The sequence below is a fragment of the Streptomyces sp. NPDC047022 genome, assembly GCF_040644155.1.
GTDB lineage: Bacteria > Actinomycetota > Actinomycetes > Streptomycetales > Streptomycetaceae > Streptomyces.
Map to the genome: position 1 here is coordinate 73,810 of NZ_JBEYVV010000026.1, position 20,132 is coordinate 93,941.

Sequence of the window (20,132 nt, forward strand, 5' to 3'; positions counted from 1 at the left end):
GCATGATCGATCCCACATCGGGTCCCCCGGGGCCCCTGCGGGCTCAGCGCACCGGCTCCAGCTCGGGATCCTCCCGGAGCTTGCCCAGGGCCCGCGAGACCGCCGACTTGACCGTGCCTATGGAGACGCCGAGCACCTGTGCCGTCTGGGCCTCGCTCAGGTCCTCGTAATACCGCAGGACCACCATCGCCCGCTGGCGTGCGGGCAGCTTCATGATCGCCCGCCACATGGCGTCGTGCAGCGCCTGCGCCTCGGCCGGGTCCCCGGCGGGCAGCTCCTCCGGCTCGGGCAGTTCGTCGCACACGTACTCGTCGACCTTGCGCTTGCGCCACTGCGACGTCCGTGTGTTCACCAGAGCCCGGCGTACATAGCCGTCGAGCGCGCGGTGGTCCTCGATCCGGTCCCAGGCGACGTACGTCTTCGTCAGCGCGGTCTGCAGCAGGTCCTCCGCGTCGCTCGGGTTCGCGGTCAGCGACCGGGCGGTCCGCAGCAGCACTGGCTGACGGTCCCTCATGTACGAGGCGAACGACGGGTAGGTAAGGGTCTGCCTCGCTGGTGCAGCGGCGTTCGATGCGCTGGTGCAGACGGGTGTGGTCATGGCTCCACGCTAGGTTCGCCCCCCGCCCGCGCGGATCGGCCGCAGGTCCCGAAGCAGCATCCCCCTCAGGTTGTATGCGAGGGGCTGACCCCACCTCCTGAAGGTGGACGAGGCCGCCCCCACCCCCTGAGGGTCGGAGGAACGCCGCACAGCCCACCGGCCGGTAACACACCGGCCTTGGCCCGGCGGCCGGCCGGCCGCCGTCAGCCGTCAGCCGTCAGGACGAGCCCGGAGGTAGGGACGCCGGTCCCCGCGGTGACCAGGGTGCGAGCGGCGCCCGGCACCTGGTTGACCGCGGTGCCGCGCAGTTGCCGTACGGCCTCCGCGATCCCGTTCATCCCGTGCAGATACGCCTCGCCCAGCTGCCCCCCGTGGGTGTTCAGCGGCAGCCTCCGAGCGGCCACGAAGTCCGCGCCCCCGCCCGGCTCACAGAACCCGAACTCCTCCAGCTGCATCAGCACGAACGGGGTGAAGTGGTCGTAGAGGATGCCCACATCGATGTCCCCGGGCCCCATCCCCGACGTCCGCCACAGCTGGCGCGCCACCACGCCCATCTCCGGCAGTCCGGTCAGGTCGTCCCGGTAGAAGCTGGTCATCTGCTCCTGGGCGCGTCCGGCGCCCTGGGCGGCGGCCGTGATCACGGCGGGCGGGTGCGGCAGGTCGCGTGCCCGCTCCACCGAGGTGACCACCAGCGCCTGGGCGCCGTCCGTCTCCTGGCAGCAGTCGAGCAGCCGCAGCGGCTCCACGATCCAGCGCGAGGCGGCGTGGTCGGCGAGCGTGATGGGCCTGCCGTGGAAGTACGCCGCCGGGTTCGTCGCCGCGTACGTGCGGTCCACGACGGCCACCTGGCCGAACGCCTCAGAGGTCAGGCCGTAGGTGTGCAGATAGCGCTGGGCCGCCATCGCCACCCAGGACGCGGGGGTGAGCAGCCCGAACGGCAGCGACCAGCCCATCGCCGTACCCTCCGCCGACGGCTCGCGCCGCTGCACACCGGAGCCGAAACGGCGGCCAGAGCGTTCATTGAACGCGCGGTAGCAGACCACGACCTCGGCCACCCCGGTCGCCACCGCGAGCGCGGCCTGCTGGACCGTCGCGCAGGCCGCTCCGCCCCCGTAGTGGATCCGGGAGAAGAAGGACAGCTCGCCCATGCCGGCCGCCTGCGCCACGGTGATCTCGGGATTGTTGTCCATCGTGAACGTGACCATGCCGTCCACGTCGGCGGGCGTGAGCCCCGCGTCGTCCAGCGCCGCCCGCACCGCCTCCACGGCCAGGCGCAGCTCGCTGCGCCCCGACTCCTTGGAGAACTCGGTGGCCCCGATCCCGACGACCGCCGCCCGCCCGCCCAGGGCGTCCCTCGTCCGGGCGCTCATCGGGCATCGCCTCCAGGGACCCCGACCGTGATCGTGACCGTGCCGGTGACATGCCGCCCGACGCCGTTCACCCCGACCACCCGCACCGTCGCCGTGTTCCCGTCGACCGCCTCGACCGTGCCGGTCAACACCATCATGTCGCCGGGGTGGTTGGGTGCGCCGAGGCGTATGGCCACCTTGCGCAGAGTCGCGTCCGGGCCGAAGTGGTCCGTGACATAGCGCCCGACCAGGCCGTTGGTCGTCAGAATGTTCATGAAGATGTCGGGAGAGCCCTTGGCGCGGGCGAGGTCCGCGTCATGGTGCACGTCCTGGTAGTCCCGGGACGCGATGGCCCCGGCCACGATCAGCGTGCGGGTGATCTCGATCTCCAGCGGCGGGAGCTGGTCCCCTGCCCGCACCGCCCCGGTGTCCGCGGCGTTCCCGGGCTCCGCGGGGTTCCCGGTGAGGTCCATGTCAGCCTCCGTCCCCGGCCCGGAACACCGGAAGCTCCAGCTCGTCGTCGTACCGCTCGAACGTGAGGCGTACGGGCATCCCGATGCGCACCTTGTCGTACGGCACCCCGATCACGTTGCTGACGATCCGCACCCCTTCCGCCAGCTCGATCACGCCGACCGCGTACGGGGGGTCGAAGGCGGGGAAGGGCGGGTGGTGCATGACGACGTACGAGTAGACCGTGCCCTCGCCGCTCGCCTCGACCGTGTCCCACTCCAGGCAGCCGCAGGCGTTGCACCCCGGCAGCCAGGGGAAACGCAGGGTTCCGCAGCCGGCGCACCGCTGTATCAGCAGACGGTGGCGGGCCACGCCCTCCCAGAACCCGGCATTGTCCCGGTTGATCACGGGGCGGGGCCTTCTGCCGCCGGACTTCGCGTGATCGGGGGCGTACTTGAGGATCCGGAAGCGGTGGGTCCCCACCAGCTCGCCGTCCACGCGTACGTCCATGCGCGTCGTCACGAAGTACCCGGTGCCGAGCTTCGTACGCTTCCGGTCCGACACCGACTCGATCACCGCGTCGAACCCGACCTCGTCCCCGGGCCGCAGCGGGCGCAGATACTCCTGCTCGCAGTCGGTGGCGACGACCGCGGTGCATCCGGCGCCGTCGAGGAGTGTGAGCAGCTCGTCGTACGCCTCCGCGCGCCCTCCCGTGTGGCCCGAGAGCCCGCCCATCGTCCACACCTGGAGCATGGTGGGCGGGGCGATCGCGTCCGGGCCGGTGTACGCGGGGCTGGTGTCGCCCATCGCCTCGCACCAGTGACGGATCATCGGCGCGTTGACGTGGTCCTTGCCGATCCCCCCGGCCGCGGCCGGGCGTCCCTCGTACGCCTTCAGACGCGCGGCGAACTCCTCCGTCATCGCCGTCTCCGTCTCCATCACCGCCCCCTCCTCCGCATCCCGCCGAACGTCTGCCGACCGTCTGGCAGTTCCTGAATGTCCGTCAGATTCGGTGCCTCTGTCAAGGCCCGGAAAACGTCTGTGCGGCGGTACCGAAGTACCGCCGCACGGACGTGTGATGACCCTGGGAAGCACTCACCGCAGACATTCAGGGCCGGAGACGGCGCACCGGCCCCGTGCTCACCACAGGTGAGTGAAGTTGACGAACACGGTCTCGTTCCTCTGGTCGATGGCCGTGAACGCCGAGCGGTTCACCTGGGCGGTGTTGCTCCGGTTCGAGGCGCCGTAGCCCACCGCCTGCTGCTGCGTGGTGGAGGAATTCCCGCTGTTGTCGTGCCCGACCCCGCTGCCGGTGATGCTCGCGGACGCCGCGTTCGATCCGTCGTCCGCGAGCGCGCCGTTGTCCGCCGTGGCGACGCCCGTGAAGAGGGCGGCGGTGAGAGGCAGGGCCGCGACAGCGGCGAGGACGCGGGCGGTACGGATGGTTGCCATGTGTTTCCTCCAGAACGGTGCCTTCCGGCCCGGTCGCCGGACTGAACGCACGTGAAGTGGGTCTGGATCCAAGGCAGTTGGCCAACCACCTCGGACGATGCGCGACGTCGCGACTTCAGGGTTGCCCAGCGGATCGCCGCCGAACCACTCCGGAAGCCGTGATTCGCCCTGAAGCGTGAGCAAATATCGATAAACCCCTTTCGGCATATTTCACCGTCGGCCGCCATGCCGGAGCCACCCGACAGGGGGCCCTCTCACGGACCGGAAGACCGGCAGGGGCCGCATTCAAGATCCATCGAGAACGGCCTTCCTTTTTTCGAACGTACGTACGAACATGGATCCATGGCCACCACCGACCGGCAGGCCACCACCCTGGCCCTGGCCCACGCCCTGTCCGCCGCGGAGCGGGGACTGGCGGTGATCCCGCTGTCCCGGACGAAGCTGCCCGCCCTGCGCTCCCCCCACCATGACGACCCGGATCCGACGGCCCAGGCATGCCATGGCGCCTGCGGTCGCTTCGGGCACGGGGTGTACGACGCTTCCACCGACCCCCGCCGTATCCGCGAACTGTTCGCAGCCGCACCCTGGGCCACCGGCTACGGCATCGCCTGCGGTCTGCGCCCCCACCATCTGATCGGCGTCGACCTCGACACCAAGTCCGGCACCGACTCCTCGGCGGCCCTGCGCGAACTCGCGCTGCGCCATCTGTTCACCATCCCCGAGACGGTGGTCGTGCTGACCCCGAGCGGCGGACGCCATCTATGGCTGAGCGGTCCGCCCGATGTCGTGGTCCCCAACTCCGCGAGCCGACTGGCCCCCGGCATCGACATCCGGGGGGCAGGCGGCTATCTCGTCGGCCCTGGATCACGCACGGCTCACGGGCTCTACGGCATGGCGCCCGGTACCGCCCATCTGGCGCCCGCTCCCTGCCCACCCGCCCTGCTGCGCCTGCTCGTGCCCCCGCCGCCGAGCATCCGCCGTCCCACGCCCCCGGCGGCCGGAGGGCACGGCCAGGGCCTGGTCCAGTTCGTCCTCTCCGCGCACCAGGGCCAGCGCAACACCCGCCTCTTCTGGGCCGCCTGCCGTGCGTACGAGAACGGCATCGGCCTTGAGCTGGCCCCCGCACTGACCGAGGCGGCCGTCCGCACCGGCCTCACCCACCACGAGGCCCGCTCGACGCTCGCCTCTGCGGCACGGATGACGGGCCGCCGGCCCTGACGGACCGTCGTTGATGATCTGTCGAAATGCTGTTGACCACCTGTCAAACTCGCGCGTCATGAGGGGGGTTTACTAGGCAGCGGTGTCCGCCCACGCGGACACGACGCGGGGCCGCAACCCCGCGCAGGATCTACAGGCCGGATTCGATCCGCGGCCTTTTCCGCTGACAAGGAGCACGACCATGTTGAAGAAATCACTGGTGGCGGTACTGAGCGCTACCACCCTCGCGATAGGAGCGCTCGGGCTGAGCGCCGAGTCCGCGTCGGCGGCTTCCACGTGGAAGCTGAAGGCCACATGCAGCTCGGTCAACATACGAGCGAATTCCAACACCAGCGCGAAGATCAATGGCGTCGCTTACAAGGGCGACACCATGTACGGCACAAAGGTGGACTACAAGGGCTACAAGGACATCAAGGTCGACAAGGCCTGGATCTACGGCAAGGTGGTCCGCAAGGACCACAAGGTGATCTACGGCTGGTCCGCGCTCAAGTGCTTCAACCCCTACGAGCAGTAGGCGAACACGAACGGTAGGAAAAGCACGAGCGGCTGGAAAGCCCGCGACGAAGGCACTGCTCCCGCTCGACGCGCCGGCATCGCGCAGCACAACGGCCCCTGACCGCTTCACCTGATCAGAGGCCGTCGACCTGGCGGTGGGCGCACGAGTGCCATGGCGGACCCGTCATCGTCGTCGCCGTGCCCGCCGCGCGCCCCTGGCTCATGATCGTGTCCTCTGAGCCAGGAGTCCGCTGCCACGGCTGCTTGATCAGCCCTGCCGACGCCGCCCGGCCTCTTCAAGAGCGTCGACCTTGCGGTATGTCCGCCCTGGTCAGGTCGCCATTCGCGGCTGACCCCGGGATCCCTGGCCCACACATGGCCCACGGCTGCCGGAGAAGGGTGACCAAGTCCCCGTCCGTACCAGTCCGATAGACCGACGTTTGATCTTCCGGCGCGTCTGCCGCGCGGCTCGCCCGGCGTGGCGAAAAGCTGATCAGAAGGGCCCCGAGAGCGGGAATCCTCGTTCGCTTTTTCGCCTCTCCGAAGGAGTCACGCAACATGAGCGCTGAGAACCGCACCCGGACCGGCATGGGGCCGTTGCCCAGGCAGTGGCGCGCCGGCGGTGCCGCGGCGTCGCTGGCCGTCGTGGTGCTTGGTTTCGCCGAACCCGCGCTTGCGGCCCCACCGAGCTCACCGTCGGCACCCACGACCTCGGTGCGTGCCGTCGGCGGCAATGACTGCCGGCGGGCCGCGAGCCGTCTCGGGGCCTTCGGCCCCGGAAGCCACGACAAGTGCGGAGTCGGACCGACCGGGCCAAGAGGTGCGACCGGACCAACGGGACCCACCGGCGCGACAGGTGCCACCGGACCAGCGGGACCGGGAGGTACCGAACCGGTCTTCGGCCAGTTCCTCGGGACCCAGATCGTGCACTCCGCGACGCTTACATGTGAAAGCACCATCACGACCCAGAACACCACTCAGTGCACTCAGCCACTCCTCAACGGTCTCTCCATTCTGGCCGGATCTGCCGAGGAGACTGCCATCTGTAATGCCATCACCGGTATGGGCGTCGCGAGCACGATGGCACTCGGCATGGCCCCGACTCCCTACGCCATCTGGAACGGCACGACATGGGCGCTCGGCTCGGCCTCCGTCACTCAGCTGTTTCAGATCACCTGCAATCGTTGAGCAGCGTGCCGGCAGTACACCGGGTGCCGCGCCGTCAGAGCTCGGCGCGGCCCGCGGGACACAGGCGAGGAACGGTGAGGAAGGCTGAACGCTCGCCGGGAGGGTGTACCGGGGATGTGTCATCGCCTTGCGGGCCTGTCGCACGATGAGCTGTGCCGCTTGGGCGTATTTGCTGCTGTGCCTGGGTGAGGAGGACTTGCGGCTCACTTGGAGAGGCGGGGGAGGCGGCTTTGCTCCCAGTGTCCGGGAAACGCACGAGGGCTGTCTGTGCTCCGGCGGTCCCTGCACTTCAAGGAAAGCCATGCGACACACCACACTGTCCGGCATCGCCGTCCTGGCCATGCTGGTGGTCAACGGCGTGAGTGCGGTAGCGGCCGTCGCGGAAAGAGGAAACGGAAGCCGGATTTCGGTGCCGTGCGACACCGCGGCCCTGATCAACGCGATCGCGACGGCGCCAGCGGGATCCACGCTCGTCCTCGCCCGCCACTGCACCTACCACCTGACCACCGCCTACAGCGGCGACGACGGACTGCCCCCCATCGACGAGCAACTCACCATCGAGGGCCGCGACTCCACCATCGTCCGCGACGGACCGACAGCGGGCGTCTTCCGCATCTTCCACGTCACCTCCACCGGTGACCTCCGGCTCGACGACCTCACGATCCGCGGCGGCAACGCACCCGATGACGGAGGAGGCATCCTCGTCGACGCCCCAGGCATGCTGAAGCTCGACAAGGCCACCCTCGACAACAACACCGCCGGCCTCGAGGGAGGCGGCGTCGCTGTCAAGCAAGGAGCCACCGCGTACATCACCCGCAGCGAGTTCACCTTCAACAACGCGGACAACAGGGGCGGGGGCCTGCAGTCGGACGGCACCGTCACCACCGACGGCGTCGTGTTCTCCCGCAACTTCGCCGGCAATCACGGCGGTGGCATCGACCACGACAGTGGTGACGCCGTCTACCGCAACACCACCCTCAAGAACAACACCACGGGTCTCGACGCCGGCGGGATCGACATCGACAAGGGGACCGTCCAGTTCATCAACGGCAAGATCCTCAACAACACCACCACCGGCCGGGTCGGCGGCGGGATCTGGAATAACGCCTCGCTGACGCTCATCAAGACCCAGGTCTCCGGCAACGTCGTCGGAGCCAGCAACGGCAACGGCGGCGGCATCTTCAACTTCGGCACCCTGGTGCTGCGGGACAGCAAGGTCGACAGCAACAGTGCGAACGGTTCCGGCCCTTCACAGGCCGGCGGCATCTACAACCAAGGCGGTGCGGTGACGCTCGATCACACTGAGGTGAACAACAACGCCTCCACCACGGCACCGGGCGGCGTGTGGACCAACACCCAGTTCACCGTGAACCAGTCCCGGATCCGGAACAACATCCCCACCAACTGCGACGGCAGCCCCGTCATCGTCACCGGCTGCGTCGGCTGACCCGACACGAACCAAAGCCGGGGGGCTGTCGGGGTGGCGGGATCTGAACCCACGACCTCTTCGTCCCGTGTATGCGGAAGGGGTGCCGCTCTGGAGAGGGGCACCCCTTCTGACCTGCAAGTTTCTGACGTGCGAAGCGGTGGGTGTGGGATTTGAACCCACGGTGACTCGCGCCACGACGGTTTTCAAGACCGCCTGGCCTTCACTCGTCAGACAATCCCTGACCTGCCTCTTTCCCCAAGACGTCTGCCTTGGGAGCGGCGCTCTGGCCAGAGGATGGCCGCAGGGCGGCCTGAAGACTGTTCCGATGCCGCTGACCGCCCGCCTGTCGGGCTGTGTCCCAGCAGACTGACGAAGAAGGGGGCCCATGGCTCATCGCCCGCGCCCCAGCCACCAGCGCGCCCGCCGGCAGATCGAGCGGCACCACCTGCGGACAGGTGGTCACCTGGTCTCGCGCACGACCGGGGACATCAGGTTTCGCAGGCGGCGACGACCCAGCCCTTGACGCCGTGCCAGGTCGCGGGGTACCAGACGTTCTCGGTGGCGCCGCACGCCGTGTACGTTCCCCCAAAGACATAGCCGATGTCGGTCATGCTGAGGACCGTGCCCTTGGGGATGACTCCCAGCGCCGTCGACGAAGTGGTGGGCTTCGCCCTGAGCGTCACCGACTGCAGGAACCGCGTGGGGACCTGAGCAGCCTGCGCTGCCGTCGCGAATGGCAGTCCGCCCACCACCACGGCGGCCGCCGTGGCAGCCACCGCCATAAGCTTTTTCACTCGCACAACTCTCCCCGTTCTGCACGCCTCAGCACTCCGGAACAGGAACAGCGCGCTCCCCCGACCGAGGCTCATGATCATCAAGAGCTTGACCCTACAGCCGCGTTGATCACTTATCGCACATGTTTTCCTCGCGCTTTGCGGTTCACTTGCCAGACTTGTGAACCGGGCTTACCGAGGTAGAACAAGCCGTACCGCAGCCGCGTTCCGGCCGCGAAGCGCCAAGAGCTTCCAACGAGTCGCCACCCACGTCAGCGACGCAGGGGCCAGCCAGCAGGCGTCCGCACGGGTCCTGCGCGGAGGCCCTCAGACCCACTCCACCTCGGAGACGATGCGTGAGGAACTTCCAGGGCCCGGCAGCGGCGTCCGAGAGGACGCCGACGGCGCTGACGGATGAGGGGCGAAGCACCGACCGCAGTCAGCGCCGCAGCCACCTCGCCCTCAGCCCCGCCAGCGCCCCTCACCCCCGGTGCCGGCCGATCCCCCGCCGGAGGCATTGTCGTGACCGCTGGCTGCTCTGCGCGGTGATGCCGCCGCGTTGTCGAAGCCGCCGCGCATGGAAGAGGACGAATCAGAGGTTGAGCCCTACTCCGTGGAAGAGGTTCAGTGCCTGTTGCTCGAAGCCAACAAGCGCCGGAACCGCGCCCGGTGGATGTTGGCACTGGCCCTCGGATTGCGGCAGGGCGAAACGCTCGGACTGTGCTGCAACCGGAGCACTCACCACGATCGCTAGCCCTTCCCTCGCCCTCGTCCCGGGGTGATCGCCACACCCACCGGCTCACTGCCGACGGTGATGGTGTCCACGACCGTGTTGGTCCTGGTGTCGATCACAGACACGGTGCCGTCGTCGGTGTTGGTGACATAGACGCGCCTGCCATCCGGGGTGATCGCCAAACGGCGCGGCCGGGTGCCGACGGGGATGGTGGCCACGACCGTGTCGGTCCTGGTTTCGATCACCTGCACCTCGTTCGTGCCCTCGATGGTGACGTAGACATACCTGCCGTTCGGGGTGACCGCCACGCCGCCCGGCTCACTGCCGACGGGGATGGTGTCCACGACCGTGTTGGTCCTGGTGTCGATCACCGACACGGTGTCATCGCCGAAGTTGGTGACATAGGCGCGCCTGCCGTTCGGGGTGATCGCGACCGTGGTCGGGGAGCTGCCGACGGGGACGGTGGCCACGACCGTGTTGGTCCTGGTGTCGATCACAGACACAGTGTTGTCATCCTGGTTGGTGACGTAGACGAACCGGCCGTTCGGCGTGACCGCCACACCCAACGGCAAGCTGCCGACGGGGACGGTGGCCACGACCGTGTTGGTCCTGGTGTCGATCACAGACACAGTGTTCGAGTCCTCGTTGACGACGTAGGCGCGCCTGCCGTTCGGCGTGATCGCGACTGAGGCCGGGCGGTCGCCGACAGGGATGGTGTCCACGACCGTGTTGGTCCTGGTGTCGATCACCGACACATCGTTCGTGCCCTCGTTGGTGATGTAGACGAACCTGCCGTTCGGGGTGACCGCCACGCCTTCCGGCTCGTCGCCGACGGGGATGGTGTCCACGACCGTGTTGGTCCTGGTGTTGATCACCGACACGGTGTCATCGCCGAAGTTGGCGACGTAGGCGAACTGGCGTGACGAGCCCCCGGCCAGGAACGTGGCATAGGCCGGGGACGTGGCCCAGGCCTGGGACGTGGCCAGGACAGGCAGGGCCACTCCCGCCAGCATGGCCAGCCCGGCGACGCAGGCCCGCAGCCACGTCCAGGCCCAGGTCCACCGTCGTGGTCGACGTCCGTGCTTCTCGCGCCCCGGACCGCGATGGGACTCACTCTGCTTGCTCCTGCGTCGGATCACCGGCATCTCCGCCTCACGAATCGGAGCGGCCGCCGGCCACGCCGATGGCGCCGTCGACAGACCGCGGACCACTCACTGTGACCGCGGGTGAGCCTAGTAATTGGCAGGGTGATTATGGTGGTATGACACGTTTTTGACGGTTGGTCCGGTCTGCTGGACGGGGTGCTGTCCGCGGCGCGGGCCCGAGAGGCCCAGCATCCAAGGGGCACGGGTGGCTGCGATCCGCTGGCGGGTGCGTGGTCAATAGGCACCCTGCCCTCCTACCTACAGCGGCGCAGACAGCCCGTGGAACGGCTGCGTGTGTTCGTCAATGTTCGCCACCGTTGACGTCAGGCGTCGAGGTTCAGTGGGGCCTTGCCCACGGCCAGTAGGTGCGAACTGGCAGCAAGCAATTCCGGGTACGGCTCTGCCATGCGGGCCGCCTCCATAGCGGAAGCGATCAGCTCATCCGTAGGACCCTCACCCGGCTGTTGCTCGGCTGTCTTCACGAGCGACCATGCAGGCCCCTCGATCCCGAAGACCTGCACGTCAGTCAGTCCGGAGGCCACCAGCTCCGAGACCAACTCCTCAGCCCTGTGGAAGTAGGACAGGGTGAACCCTCGCACACCGTCATAGACGGCTGTCTCAAGAATCTTCGAGACGGAGTCGCGGATCCGTTCGGTGTGGAGGTGGGAGTAGGTCACGTGCTCAAAGAGCGAGGCGTAACGGTTGATCGCTGCCGCTGCGACCAGCCCACCCGGCTTCACTACGCGGTGGGCTTCCGCCAACGCCGTACGCCGATCCTCGGGGTCAGGCAGGTGGTAGAGCGGCCCGAGGAGCTGCACTACGTCGAAGCTGTCGTCCGGCTCGCGTAGATCGCGGGCGTCTCCCACGACTGCTGAGCACACGGCTGACGCGCTCTCGACATGGCGGGGTACTGGGTCCACCAGCGTGACGTCGTAGCCGTCCTTCACAAGCCATTCGGCATGAATCCCGGTCCCCCCGCCCACGTCGAGTACACGGGCTGGCGCAGGGGGCAGGAAGCGTCGGAGGAGCTCTTGCGTCCTGACCAGCTCCATCCGTCCGTCTGCCGAGCTGCGCAGACGGCTGTCTTCGTTCACTGTCTCGCCATAGAACCGCATCACGGAGGGAGCCAATTCGAGATTCGACATGCTCGCAGTATCGTGTGTACCGGTGGACCAGTCCAGCGCGCGAGGTAGAGGAAGCCATGGCTGTTCTGAAGTACGAGGAGATCGCCGAATCGCTTCGGACCCGCATCGCCGCAGGTGAATTCGCCCCTGGCGAGACCATCCCCTCCGGCCGCGACCTGGCCGAGCAGTGGGACGTGTCGCGGGCCACCGCCATCAAAGCCGTAGATGTGCTCCGCAACGACGGCGTAGTGGTGGCCAAGCAGGGGACCGGTTTCGTCGTCACGGAGACACCCGTGGCGCGCCCTGCCGGCGCCCGCCGGGCCGGGTCGGCGCGCATCTTGGGCGGGATGCCGTTCCTGCGGATCGGTACGCCCGACTGGGCCGAGCCTCCCACGCGCGTCGCCAACGCGCTTGGCCTCGCGCCCGGCGTCTTGGCGCTCCGACGCGTCCGCGTCCTTCAGCTTCCGGATGGGAGCCCCAATAGCTGCGTGGAAGCGTGGTTTCCGCCCGAGATCGGCGAGGCGGCTCCCCGCCTCGCTGACATCGCCCCGATTGCCGAGGGCACGACCCGCTACGTCCGTCGGCAGACCGGACGGTTCCCGGTCGAAGGGGTGGATGTCACCACCGTGCGCCTGGCCACCGAGGTGGAGGCGGAACGGTTGGGGGTTGCAGAAGGGAGCGCGGTCGCGGTCCTCCTCCACACGGCACACGACCAGGAAGGGCACCCGTTGGTCTGCGAAGAGGGCGTCACTCCCGCCTCGCTCTTCGAGCAGGTGGACACCTACGCGATGTAGAAAAGCACTCCATTCAGAGCTGGACCGGTCCGCCGGTCCAGCTTTTTTGATGCACCGTCAAGTGCCTTGACCTGCGGAAATGAGCCGCATTGTTCGGCAACTCCAGATTCATCGCTTGACTGGACCGGTCCACACGCTCGCTCGCATGCCGCGCGGAAGTGGCCGACAGCGGCAGCAAAGCACCGGGCGAGCATCGCTGAGAGCCTGACCATTGCCACCACGGCTCTTTGCCCGTCCGGGAAGGGGCGCCCCGACGACGAAGTGCTGCGACGGGCGCTCTATCAGTGGGGCTTCAACGCTGGACGCCACGGCCAGACGCCGCCCGAGGCAGAAGCCAAGGCGCTGACATGGGTCGAGCGGAACGCGCCGGCCGTGGTCGACCTGGACCACGCCAAACGCGTGCGCACGGTCCTGGAACACCTGGCCAAGCGCCAGGACGGCAAGCCAGCCGCCGCGAACACTTTCCGACGGCGCCGTGCGGTGCTGAGTAACTGCCTGCGTCTGGCCGTGGAACACGAGTTGTTGCCAGGGAACCCCTTGAACCGGGTGCACTGGGAGACGCCCAAGGCTGTGGAGGAACTGGACGTGCGCAGCGTCGCCACCCCGGCCCAGGCACGGGCTCTGCTGATGGCGGTACGCGCTCAAGGGCCGCGCGGCGCTCACCTGGTCGCGTTCTTCGCATGCATCTACTACGCCGCCATGCGGCCGGAGGAGGTGTCCATGCTGAGCGCCGATCAGTGCGAACTGGCCGAGGAGGGGTGGGGGCGGCTCCTGCTCTCTGGTGCACGCCCGCAGGTGGGGTCCGCTTGGACGGACGACGGGAAGCCCTATGAGGAAAGGCAGTTGAAGCACAGGGCACGCAGGGCGGTGCGTCCGGTACCCATCCCACCGGTCCTAGTTTCCATCCTGCGGGCCCACCTGGACGTGTTCGGCACCACGGCTGAAGGGCGGCTGTTCAGCGCCGTGCGAGGCGGGCCCGTCCGATCGCAGGAGTATGGCGCGGTGTGGAAGGAGGCCCGCTTACGGCGGCGCAGGTGGCTTCTCCGCTCGCTGCTATCCCATACGACCTGCGTCACGCGTGCGTGTCGTTCTGGCTCCGCTCGGGGGTGAGCCTGGCCGAGACGGCCCGCCGTGCTGGGCAGAGCGTCGCCGTGCTCCAGCGGTACTACGCCAAGGTCCTGGACGGCGAGGAAGCCAAGATGAACGCGTTGATCGAGCGGGGGTTGGCAGAGCACGATGAGGAGGCCGAGGAAGCCTGATTCCTGGCCGCAGGTTGGCCGCACGCACTGGTCAGGGGTGGGATACCGCCGAATCAGGGTGAGACAGGCTGCATGCGGAAGGGGCGCCGCCCCGGAGGGTGGCACCCCTTCTGACCTGCAAGCTTCTGACCTGCGAAGCGGTGGGTGTGGGATTTGAACCCACGGTGACTCGCGCCACGACGGTTTTCAAGACCGTTCCCTTAGGCCGCTCGGGCAACCCACCTGGCGCCCCTGCCCACCTGGGGCGGAGCGGGTACAGCGTACCGGGAACGGGCGTCGGCCGGGGGGGCATGGTCCGCACCGGGCCCACGGGCCGCGCTCCACGCGCGGCGCGGGAGTTCTCGGCTCAGGCCCCGTCGCTCCGGACGGCTCCCCACAGTGAGTGGAGAGCGCAGGCGTCCGAGGCGACGGAACAAGGGTGAAGAGGGTGAACAGGCCCGTCAGTTGTCGCCGGCGCGGGAACCCAGGGTGACCGTGGTCGTGTGGGTGGCGCCGCCACGCTGGTAGGTGATCGTGACCTGGTCGCCCGGCTTGTGGGTCCAGATCTCGCCGATCAGGGTCGGACCGCTGTCGATCACCGTGTCGTCCAGCTTGGTGATCACGTCACCCGGCTTGAGGCCCGCCTTGTCCGCGGGGCCCCCCGCCTCGACCGCGGCGGAACCGCTCGCGCCCTGATCGGTGATCTTCGCCCCGCTGGTGGTCTCGTCCAGCGACACGGAGGCGCCGATCTTCGCGTAGACCGGCTTGCCCGTGCTGATCAGCTGCTGGGCGACGTACTTCGCCTGGTTGATCGGAATCGCGAAGCCCAGGCCGATCGAGCCGGCCTGGCCGCCGGCTCCGCCCAGGCCGCTGCCGCTGCCGGACGACTGGATCGCCGAGTTGATGCCGATGACCGCGCCCTCGGCATCCAGGAGGGGGCCGCCGGAGTTGCCCGGGTTGATCGAGGCATCCGTCTGAAGGGCGCTCATGTAGGACGACTTGCTGCCGGAGCTGCCGTCGCTGGAGGCGACCGGACGGTGCTTGGCGCTGATGATGCCCGAGGTCACCGTGTTCGACAGGCCGAAAGGCGCGCCGATCGCGATCGACGAATCGCCGACGGAGATCTTGTCCGAGTCGCCGAGGGCGAGCGGCTTGAGGTCCGACGGGGCGTTCTTGAGCTTGATGACGGCGACGTCGTAGCCCTGCGCGTGGCCGATGATCTCGGCGTCGTACTTCTTGCCGTTCGGGAACGTCGCGGTGAGCTTGCCGCCGTCGACCGCGTCGGCCACGACGTGGTTGTTGGTGATGATGTGGCCCTGCTTGTCGAAGACGAAGCCCGTGCCGGTGCCGCCCTGGCCGTTCGTGCTCTCGGCCTCGATGGTCACCGTGCTGGGCAGCGCCCTGGCGGCCACGCTCGCGACCGAGCCGTTGTCGTGCTTCACATCGCCGCCGGTGGTCGCGGCGGAGACCGTCGTGGAGCCGCTGGAGTCCGTGTTCTTGGCCAGCTGGTAGCCGATCCCGCCGCCGACGCCGCCCGCGACCAGCGCGGCGACCAGGATCGCCGCGACCAGTCCGCCCCTGCCGTTCTTCGGCTTCGGGGCGGGCTGCTGGTACGAGGCACCCCAGACGCCCGCGGCACCGCCGCCGCCCGCGTAGGCGGGCATGGTCGGCGCCGGCGGCGGCCAGCCCGCCTCGGCGGCCGTGGGCGCCCCGGGCTGCTGCCCCGCGGGTACCGACGGCATCTGCGTGGTCGGCGCGCCCTCCGGGTGCGGGGCTCCGGGCCCGTAGGGTGAGTCCGATGTGTGCGGAGCGCTCCCCGCGTCCGGACCCTGGGCCCCCGCGGTCGGCGCGTGCCCTTCGGGAGCGGCGCCCGGCGCGGAAGCGGGAGCGTCCACCGGCACAGGAGGTGCAGACGGGGCCGGGGGTACTGCAGTGCCCTCGTTCTCGGTGCTCACAGCTCTTCTCCTCGTTCCACGGCTGCTGTCTTCTTGGGTCGCACGGATCGCACTCGGTCACGCTCACTCGCCCCGCATGGCGCCGGGCGTCTACAGCTACGCGTGCCCCTTTGTACGCCGTCAAGCTTTTCCCACGGGGCGTCAGAGCACCATAAGCGGCAGCTGTGGGGACCTCGTCCATCATTTATATCGGACACGCCCGAACAAACATATGCATTCCCGACACCTAGCCGATGCCGTCGCGTCGCCTCCCGACCTCACACGTTTCCCGTAACGGTGGCACCATGACGCGGTGACCCATGCACGACAGCACCCGGTCCAGGTCGTCGCCCACCGAGGCGCCTCCGAAGAGGCCCCCGAGCACACCCTGGCCGCGTACAAGAAGGCCATCGAGGACGGCGCCGACGCTCTCGAGTGCGACGTCCGGCTGACCGCGGACGGGCATCTCGTCTGTGTCCACGACCGGCGCGTCAACCGTACCTCCAATGGCCGCGGCGCGGTCTCCGCCCTGGAGCTCGCCGATCTCGCCGCCCTGGACTTCGGTTCCTGGAAGAGCCGCGACGAGGAACCGGACTGGGAGCGCCGCCCACAGGACCCCGGGGACACCTCCGTCCTCACCCTGGAGCGCCTGCTCGAACTCGTGGCCGACGCCGGGCGCCCCATCGACCTGGCCATCGAGACGAAGCATCCGACGCGCTGGGCGGGCCAGGTCGAGGAGAGGCTGCTGCTCCTGCTGAAGCGGTTCGGCCTGGACGCCCCGAAGTCCCCGGGCGCCTCCTCGGTGCGGGTCATGAGCTTCTCGGCTCGTTCGCTGCACCGGGTGCGGGCCGCGTCCCCGACGCTGCCCACGGTGTATCTGCTGCAGTTCCTCTCGCTCAGGCTGCGCGACGGACGGCTGCCCGCGGGTGTCCGGATCGCCGGGCCCTCGATGCGGATCGTGCGCAGTCACCCGGCGTACATCCAGCGGCTGAAGCAGGCCGGCCACCAGGTGCACGTGTGGACCGTGAACGAGCCGGAGGACGTGGATCTCTGCGTCGAGCTGGGCGTCGACGCCATCATCACCAACCGTCCGCGCGCCGTGCTGCGCCAGCTGGGCCGGTGAACCGCTGAGCGGTGCGTGCCCCGGCCCCTTGTCTTCTGCCACCGGGACACACCGTGAGACATGCCACAAGGACATGTCATAGGGACTGTCATCAGGGACTGCCACAGGGGCATGTCCGTGGGCCGCATCACAGCCGCGTCACAGGGCCATGCCCTAAGAACATGCCCCAGGGCGGGGATTCGGCCATACGACTACGGGGAGTGCTCCGGCGCATATGGACCGTGTCCGATCATTACGAGTGCGTCAGCACACGTACGGGGTCGGTTTCCGGTCCAATCCGATGGGGCATTCACACCGTGGCGTGGGGCGAAGGAGGTCTCGGGGGTGGCGTTGGTGGTGGCACAGGAGGTGCCCACGTCGTCGAGCATGGCCGTACCCCATGGTCCTGCGGGCGTGGGGAAGGCAAGGCATCGGATGCGCGATCAACTGCGCACGGGTGGCGTGTCGGAATCGGTCATCGACGATGCCGTACTGATCCTTTCGGAACTGCTCAGCAATGCCTGCCGGCACGGCAGGCCCCTGGGCGACGGTCTCGCGGGGGACGGGGACGTCCGGGCCGCGTGGCGCGTCGACCTCTCCGGGCGGATCACGGTCGAGGTGACGGACGGCGGCGGCCCCACACGTCCGGTGCCGGCGACCCCGTCGGTCACCGCGCGCGGCGGCCGGGGGCTGAACATCATCACGGCGCTGGCCAAGGACTGGGGTGTTCGGGACGACGTCCACGGTGAGGTCACGGTCTGGGTCGTCGTCCAGGGCGATGTCGCATCCGCGCACCGCCGCGACGATTTCGCTACGCGCGTCACAGCGCCCTCCGTGTCGCAGATGAACGGCCTGGACTTCGCGGACGCGTTCGACGACGTGGACTGAGACCGTTCCGTCCCTCCCGGGACGGGACGGCCGGAGCACCCGGGCAGGCGCCCCGGGCACCGCCACCCGCATGGCGCGCCGACAAGGACGGGTCGGCCGAAGACACCGCCACCCGCCTGGCACGACGCCCCCCTTCGGGGACGACTCGGTGCGTTGTCCACAGGATCCCGTCGACCGACTCGCCAGCGACTAGGCTCACGCCATACGAAACGAGCCGTACCCGGGAGACGACCCACGATGGCCAAGAAGCGACCCCAGACCAAGGCCAAGCGCCCGCAGCTCACGGATGCTGAGATCCCGGTCGTCGGCGCCCGCGAGCCCTGCCCCTGCGGCAGTGGCCGCCGCTACAAGGCCTGTCACGGCCGCGCCGCCTCGCACGCGGTGACCGAGCTGGTGCAGCGCCCGTTCGAGGGACTCACCGGCGAGCGCGACTGGGTGGCGCTGCGCGAACTGGTGCCGGCGGCGACCGTCGAGCTGAAGCTCAGGGGCGGACTGCCCGAGGGCATCCCGTCGGTCACGCTCGCCACGGTCCTGCCGATGGCCTGGCCGGCGCTGCGCCGCGACGACGGCTCGATCCTGCTCGGCCTGCAGAACGACACGGCGTCGGGCGACATCAGCCGGGACCTGGCGGACACCCTCGAGCGCGCTCTGGTCACCGAGCCCGGCACACCCATCCAGGGGCGCCGCGCGCCCGCCGACGGCCCGCGGCTGCAGGACCTGCTGGATCCGGAGGCCGTCTTCGAACCGGTCGTGCACAGCGGCTTCGAGTTCTGGGTCCCGGACGCCGAGAACGCGACGCCGGACGTGGCCGCCTCCCTGGAGCGGGCCAACGCGGCGGCGATCCCCACCGTGAAGCTGGGCAGCGTGGACGCCGCGTACTGGTGCGAGACCCCCGAGAAGAACCATCTGCGGTGGGTCATGCCGCACCCGGAGGAGCAGCTTCTGGACGCTCTCGCGCGGCTGCACGCGGCGGGGCAGTCCAGCCTCGGCGAGGGCACGCGCCTGGTCGGCTCATTCCGGGCGCACGGACTCACGGTGCCGGTCTGGGACCTGCCGAGCGCGATGAGCGCGGAGGACGTGGAGAAGCCGGCGGCCGAGTTCGCCGAGCGCCTCGCGACCGCCCTCGCGTCCGACGCGCCCCTCACCGCGGACGAGCGCCGGGCGCGCGGCGGGCTCACCAACCGCCAGGTGACGCTCACCTGACCGCCGCCTCGGGGGCTCCCGGCTGCCGACCCGGGGGCCCCTCCTGAACGGCCGTTCAGCGGATCGAAGGGCCTCGTCGCGGGTGACACCCGTCACAAGTCTGCGCTGTGACAGTTAAATCCGTGTCCGAATAGGCGAGATCGAATTTGCGAACCGCCGATCTCTTGTTACCGTTCCATTAGCCCGGTTGCTGGTGCATCCCCCGTCGCCAGCAACCGGGTCTTTGTGTGCGTGCCGCCCGGTGTGCGGCGGGAGCCTCCGCCAACTCTCCCACGGATCCACCGAGTTGTCGGCGAGCTATCGCCCGGGCATCCCGGCGACATCACTTCCGCAGCGCAGCAGCAGCGGTCCGTCGCCGTCCGCCCCGGCGAACTCCGCCACCGCCGAATACGCTCCCGGCGCGCCCCGCAGCCGCTGCCGAGGCGTCTCGCAGGTCTCCGGTTCGTCCGCGGAGGCCACCGCGCAGCGCATCTGGACGCTGTGTCCGTCAGGCCCCATGAAGCTCAGCACGGAGCTCAACTCCTCGCCGGTGACGTTGCGGTAGTACGTACGCGCCCAGGTCTGCCACCCCTGCCTCATGACACAGGTCTGCGCCTCGATGCCGTCGGTGGAGGAAAGTTGGGGACCACAGCTGGTGGCCGTGGCGAGGCCGAAGCGCGACAGCGGGGAGCGGGCGAAGACCCCCCGCGGCCCGTCGCCGGTGACGCGGCCGTCATCGGGCCCCGGCGTGCGGATCGCGACCCGCTCCGTTTCACCGGCCGGCCCCGCGGACGCGACGGCCAGCGGCAGCGCGGCCACCGCCAGCACCGTACCCATGAGCGCGAGCAACCGGATCCGGCAGGAATCCGACCGGCTGCCGGCCTGCGCGGCGGCGGCCGAGGCGGCTTGGGCGGCTTCGGCTGTGGCTTGGGCGGTTTCCGCGGCGGTTTCGGCGGCCTCCCCGTGCCCCCGTCCCCCCTGTCCCCCTGGACGAATCAGCATGATGACGAAGATATCGGCCTATCGCGGGCGTCGCGTTC

General features: G+C 69.1%; 20 protein-coding genes, 2 tRNA genes and 1 pseudogene. 11 read left to right on the plus strand and 12 right to left on the minus strand.

The features are described 5' to 3' along the window. Positions 1–43: 43 nt before the first annotated feature. The 5 genes from ABZ845_RS23890 to ABZ845_RS23910 all read right to left on the minus strand — a co-directional run bounded on the left by ABZ845_RS23890 (position 44) and on the right by ABZ845_RS23910 (position 3,849). Positions 44–598: a SigE family RNA polymerase sigma factor gene (locus tag ABZ845_RS23890; protein WP_360982884.1), complete on the minus strand. Its 555-nt coding sequence runs from the start codon at positions 596–598 to the stop codon at positions 44–46. A gap of 203 nt (positions 599–801) precedes the next feature. After that, positions 802–1,968, minus strand: a complete 1,167-nt coding sequence (locus ABZ845_RS23895) for a lipid-transfer protein (protein WP_360982886.1) — start codon at positions 1,966–1,968, stop codon at positions 802–804. Then, positions 1,965–2,366: an acyl dehydratase gene (locus ABZ845_RS23900; RefSeq protein ID WP_360982955.1), complete on the minus strand. Its 402-nt coding sequence runs from the start codon at positions 2,364–2,366 to the stop codon at positions 1,965–1,967. Before ABZ845_RS23900 ends, ABZ845_RS23895 begins: the two co-directional genes overlap by 4 nt. A gap of 55 nt (positions 2,367–2,421) precedes the next feature. Next, the gene (locus ABZ845_RS23905) at positions 2,422–3,336 is read right to left on the minus strand and encodes a bifunctional MaoC family dehydratase N-terminal/OB-fold nucleic acid binding domain-containing protein (protein ID WP_360982957.1); all 915 of its coding nucleotides are present in this window, start codon (positions 3,334–3,336) and stop codon (positions 2,422–2,424) included. 201 nt (positions 3,337–3,537) lie between these two features. Beyond that, positions 3,538–3,849 (minus strand): hypothetical protein, encoded by a 312-nt coding sequence (locus tag ABZ845_RS23910; protein ID WP_360982887.1) that lies wholly within the window; start codon positions 3,847–3,849, stop codon positions 3,538–3,540. 342 nt (positions 3,850–4,191) lie between these two features. Between ABZ845_RS23910 and ABZ845_RS23915 the strand changes: the two genes are divergently transcribed. The 4 genes from ABZ845_RS23915 to ABZ845_RS23930 all read left to right on the plus strand — a co-directional run bounded on the left by ABZ845_RS23915 (position 4,192) and on the right by ABZ845_RS23930 (position 8,197). Next, positions 4,192–5,067, plus strand: coding sequence for a bifunctional DNA primase/polymerase (locus tag ABZ845_RS23915; protein ID WP_360982889.1), 876 nt, complete (start codon positions 4,192–4,194; stop codon positions 5,065–5,067). A gap of 181 nt (positions 5,068–5,248) precedes the next feature. Beyond that, positions 5,249–5,581 carry a hypothetical protein gene (locus ABZ845_RS23920; protein ID WP_360982891.1) on the plus strand — a complete coding sequence of 111 codons (333 nt, stop codon included), beginning with the start codon at positions 5,249–5,251 and terminating at the stop codon, positions 5,579–5,581. 539 nt (positions 5,582–6,120) lie between these two features. Then, positions 6,121–6,750, plus strand: coding sequence for a hypothetical protein (locus tag ABZ845_RS23925; protein WP_360982893.1), 630 nt, complete (start codon positions 6,121–6,123; stop codon positions 6,748–6,750). Positions 6,751–7,051: 301 nt separating this feature from the next. Further along, on the plus strand, positions 7,052–8,197 hold the full coding sequence (locus tag ABZ845_RS23930) for a hypothetical protein (RefSeq protein ID WP_360982895.1): 1,146 nt from the start codon (positions 7,052–7,054) through the stop codon (positions 8,195–8,197). A gap of 140 nt (positions 8,198–8,337) precedes the next feature. On the opposite strand, the gene ABZ845_RS23935 is transcribed toward ABZ845_RS23930, so the two are convergent. Together ABZ845_RS23935 and ABZ845_RS23940 are read right to left on the minus strand one after the other, a co-directional pair. Continuing rightward, positions 8,338–8,424 (minus strand) — tRNA-Ser (locus tag ABZ845_RS23935). A gap of 243 nt (positions 8,425–8,667) precedes the next feature. Further along, positions 8,668–8,973 carry an SH3 domain-containing protein gene (locus ABZ845_RS23940; RefSeq protein WP_360982897.1) on the minus strand — a complete coding sequence of 102 codons (306 nt, stop codon included), beginning with the start codon at positions 8,971–8,973 and terminating at the stop codon, positions 8,668–8,670. Positions 8,974–9,499: 526 nt separating this feature from the next. On the opposite strand from ABZ845_RS23940, the pseudogene ABZ845_RS23945 reads away from it, so the two are divergent. Next, positions 9,500–9,673 (plus strand): annotated as a pseudogene (locus ABZ845_RS23945) (site-specific integrase); the annotation flags it as partial. Positions 9,674–9,702: 29 nt separating this feature from the next. Here ABZ845_RS23945 and ABZ845_RS23950 read toward each other — a convergent pair. Further along, entirely contained in the window at positions 9,703–10,824 is a 1,122-nt protein-coding gene (locus tag ABZ845_RS23950) for a beta-propeller fold lactonase family protein (protein WP_360982899.1), read from the minus strand. A 329-nt stretch (positions 10,825–11,153) separates the two neighbouring features. Continuing rightward, positions 11,154–11,975, minus strand: coding sequence for a methyltransferase domain-containing protein (locus tag ABZ845_RS23955; RefSeq protein ID WP_360982901.1), 822 nt, complete (start codon positions 11,973–11,975; stop codon positions 11,154–11,156). A gap of 56 nt (positions 11,976–12,031) precedes the next feature. Between ABZ845_RS23955 and ABZ845_RS23960 the strand changes: the two genes are divergently transcribed. The 3 genes from ABZ845_RS23960 to ABZ845_RS23970 all read left to right on the plus strand — a co-directional run bounded on the left by ABZ845_RS23960 (position 12,032) and on the right by ABZ845_RS23970 (position 14,007). Next, the gene (locus ABZ845_RS23960) at positions 12,032–12,748 is read left to right on the plus strand and encodes a GntR family transcriptional regulator (RefSeq protein WP_360982903.1); all 717 of its coding nucleotides are present in this window, start codon (positions 12,032–12,034) and stop codon (positions 12,746–12,748) included. 261 nt (positions 12,749–13,009) lie between these two features. Beyond that, complete coding sequence (locus ABZ845_RS23965; RefSeq protein ID WP_360982905.1) at positions 13,010–13,858, plus strand: hypothetical protein; 849 nt, start codon at positions 13,010–13,012, stop codon at positions 13,856–13,858. Further along, positions 13,855–14,007 (plus strand): hypothetical protein, encoded by a 153-nt coding sequence (locus tag ABZ845_RS23970; protein ID WP_360982906.1) that lies wholly within the window; start codon positions 13,855–13,857, stop codon positions 14,005–14,007. The genes ABZ845_RS23965 and ABZ845_RS23970 overlap by 4 nt, the downstream gene beginning before the upstream one ends. A 138-nt stretch (positions 14,008–14,145) precedes the next feature. Here the strand turns inward: ABZ845_RS23970 and ABZ845_RS23975 are convergent. Together ABZ845_RS23975 and ABZ845_RS23980 are read right to left on the minus strand one after the other, a co-directional pair. Then, positions 14,146–14,230 (minus strand) — tRNA-Ser (locus ABZ845_RS23975). Positions 14,231–14,447: 217 nt separating this feature from the next. Next, positions 14,448–15,941, minus strand: a complete 1,494-nt coding sequence (locus ABZ845_RS23980; RefSeq protein WP_360982908.1) for a trypsin-like peptidase domain-containing protein — start codon at positions 15,939–15,941, stop codon at positions 14,448–14,450. A 292-nt stretch (positions 15,942–16,233) separates the two neighbouring features. On the opposite strand from ABZ845_RS23980, the gene ABZ845_RS23985 reads away from it, so the two are divergent. The 3 genes from ABZ845_RS23985 to ABZ845_RS23995 all read left to right on the plus strand — a co-directional run bounded on the left by ABZ845_RS23985 (position 16,234) and on the right by ABZ845_RS23995 (position 19,113). Continuing rightward, entirely contained in the window at positions 16,234–17,043 is an 810-nt protein-coding gene (locus ABZ845_RS23985) for a glycerophosphodiester phosphodiesterase (RefSeq protein WP_360982910.1), read from the plus strand. A 324-nt stretch (positions 17,044–17,367) separates the two neighbouring features. Then, on the plus strand, positions 17,368–17,910 hold the full coding sequence (locus ABZ845_RS23990) for an ATP-binding protein (RefSeq protein WP_360982912.1): 543 nt from the start codon (positions 17,368–17,370) through the stop codon (positions 17,908–17,910). A 237-nt stretch (positions 17,911–18,147) separates the two neighbouring features. Continuing rightward, the gene (locus ABZ845_RS23995; protein WP_360982914.1) at positions 18,148–19,113 is read left to right on the plus strand and encodes a DUF5926 family protein; all 966 of its coding nucleotides are present in this window, start codon (positions 18,148–18,150) and stop codon (positions 19,111–19,113) included. A 297-nt stretch (positions 19,114–19,410) separates the two neighbouring features. Here ABZ845_RS23995 and ABZ845_RS24000 read toward each other — a convergent pair whose 3' ends face one another. After that, a complete protein-coding gene (locus tag ABZ845_RS24000) occupies positions 19,411–20,094 on the minus strand; it encodes a hypothetical protein (protein ID WP_360982916.1) in 684 nt (227 codons plus the stop codon). Positions 20,095–20,132: the final 38 nt, after the last annotated feature.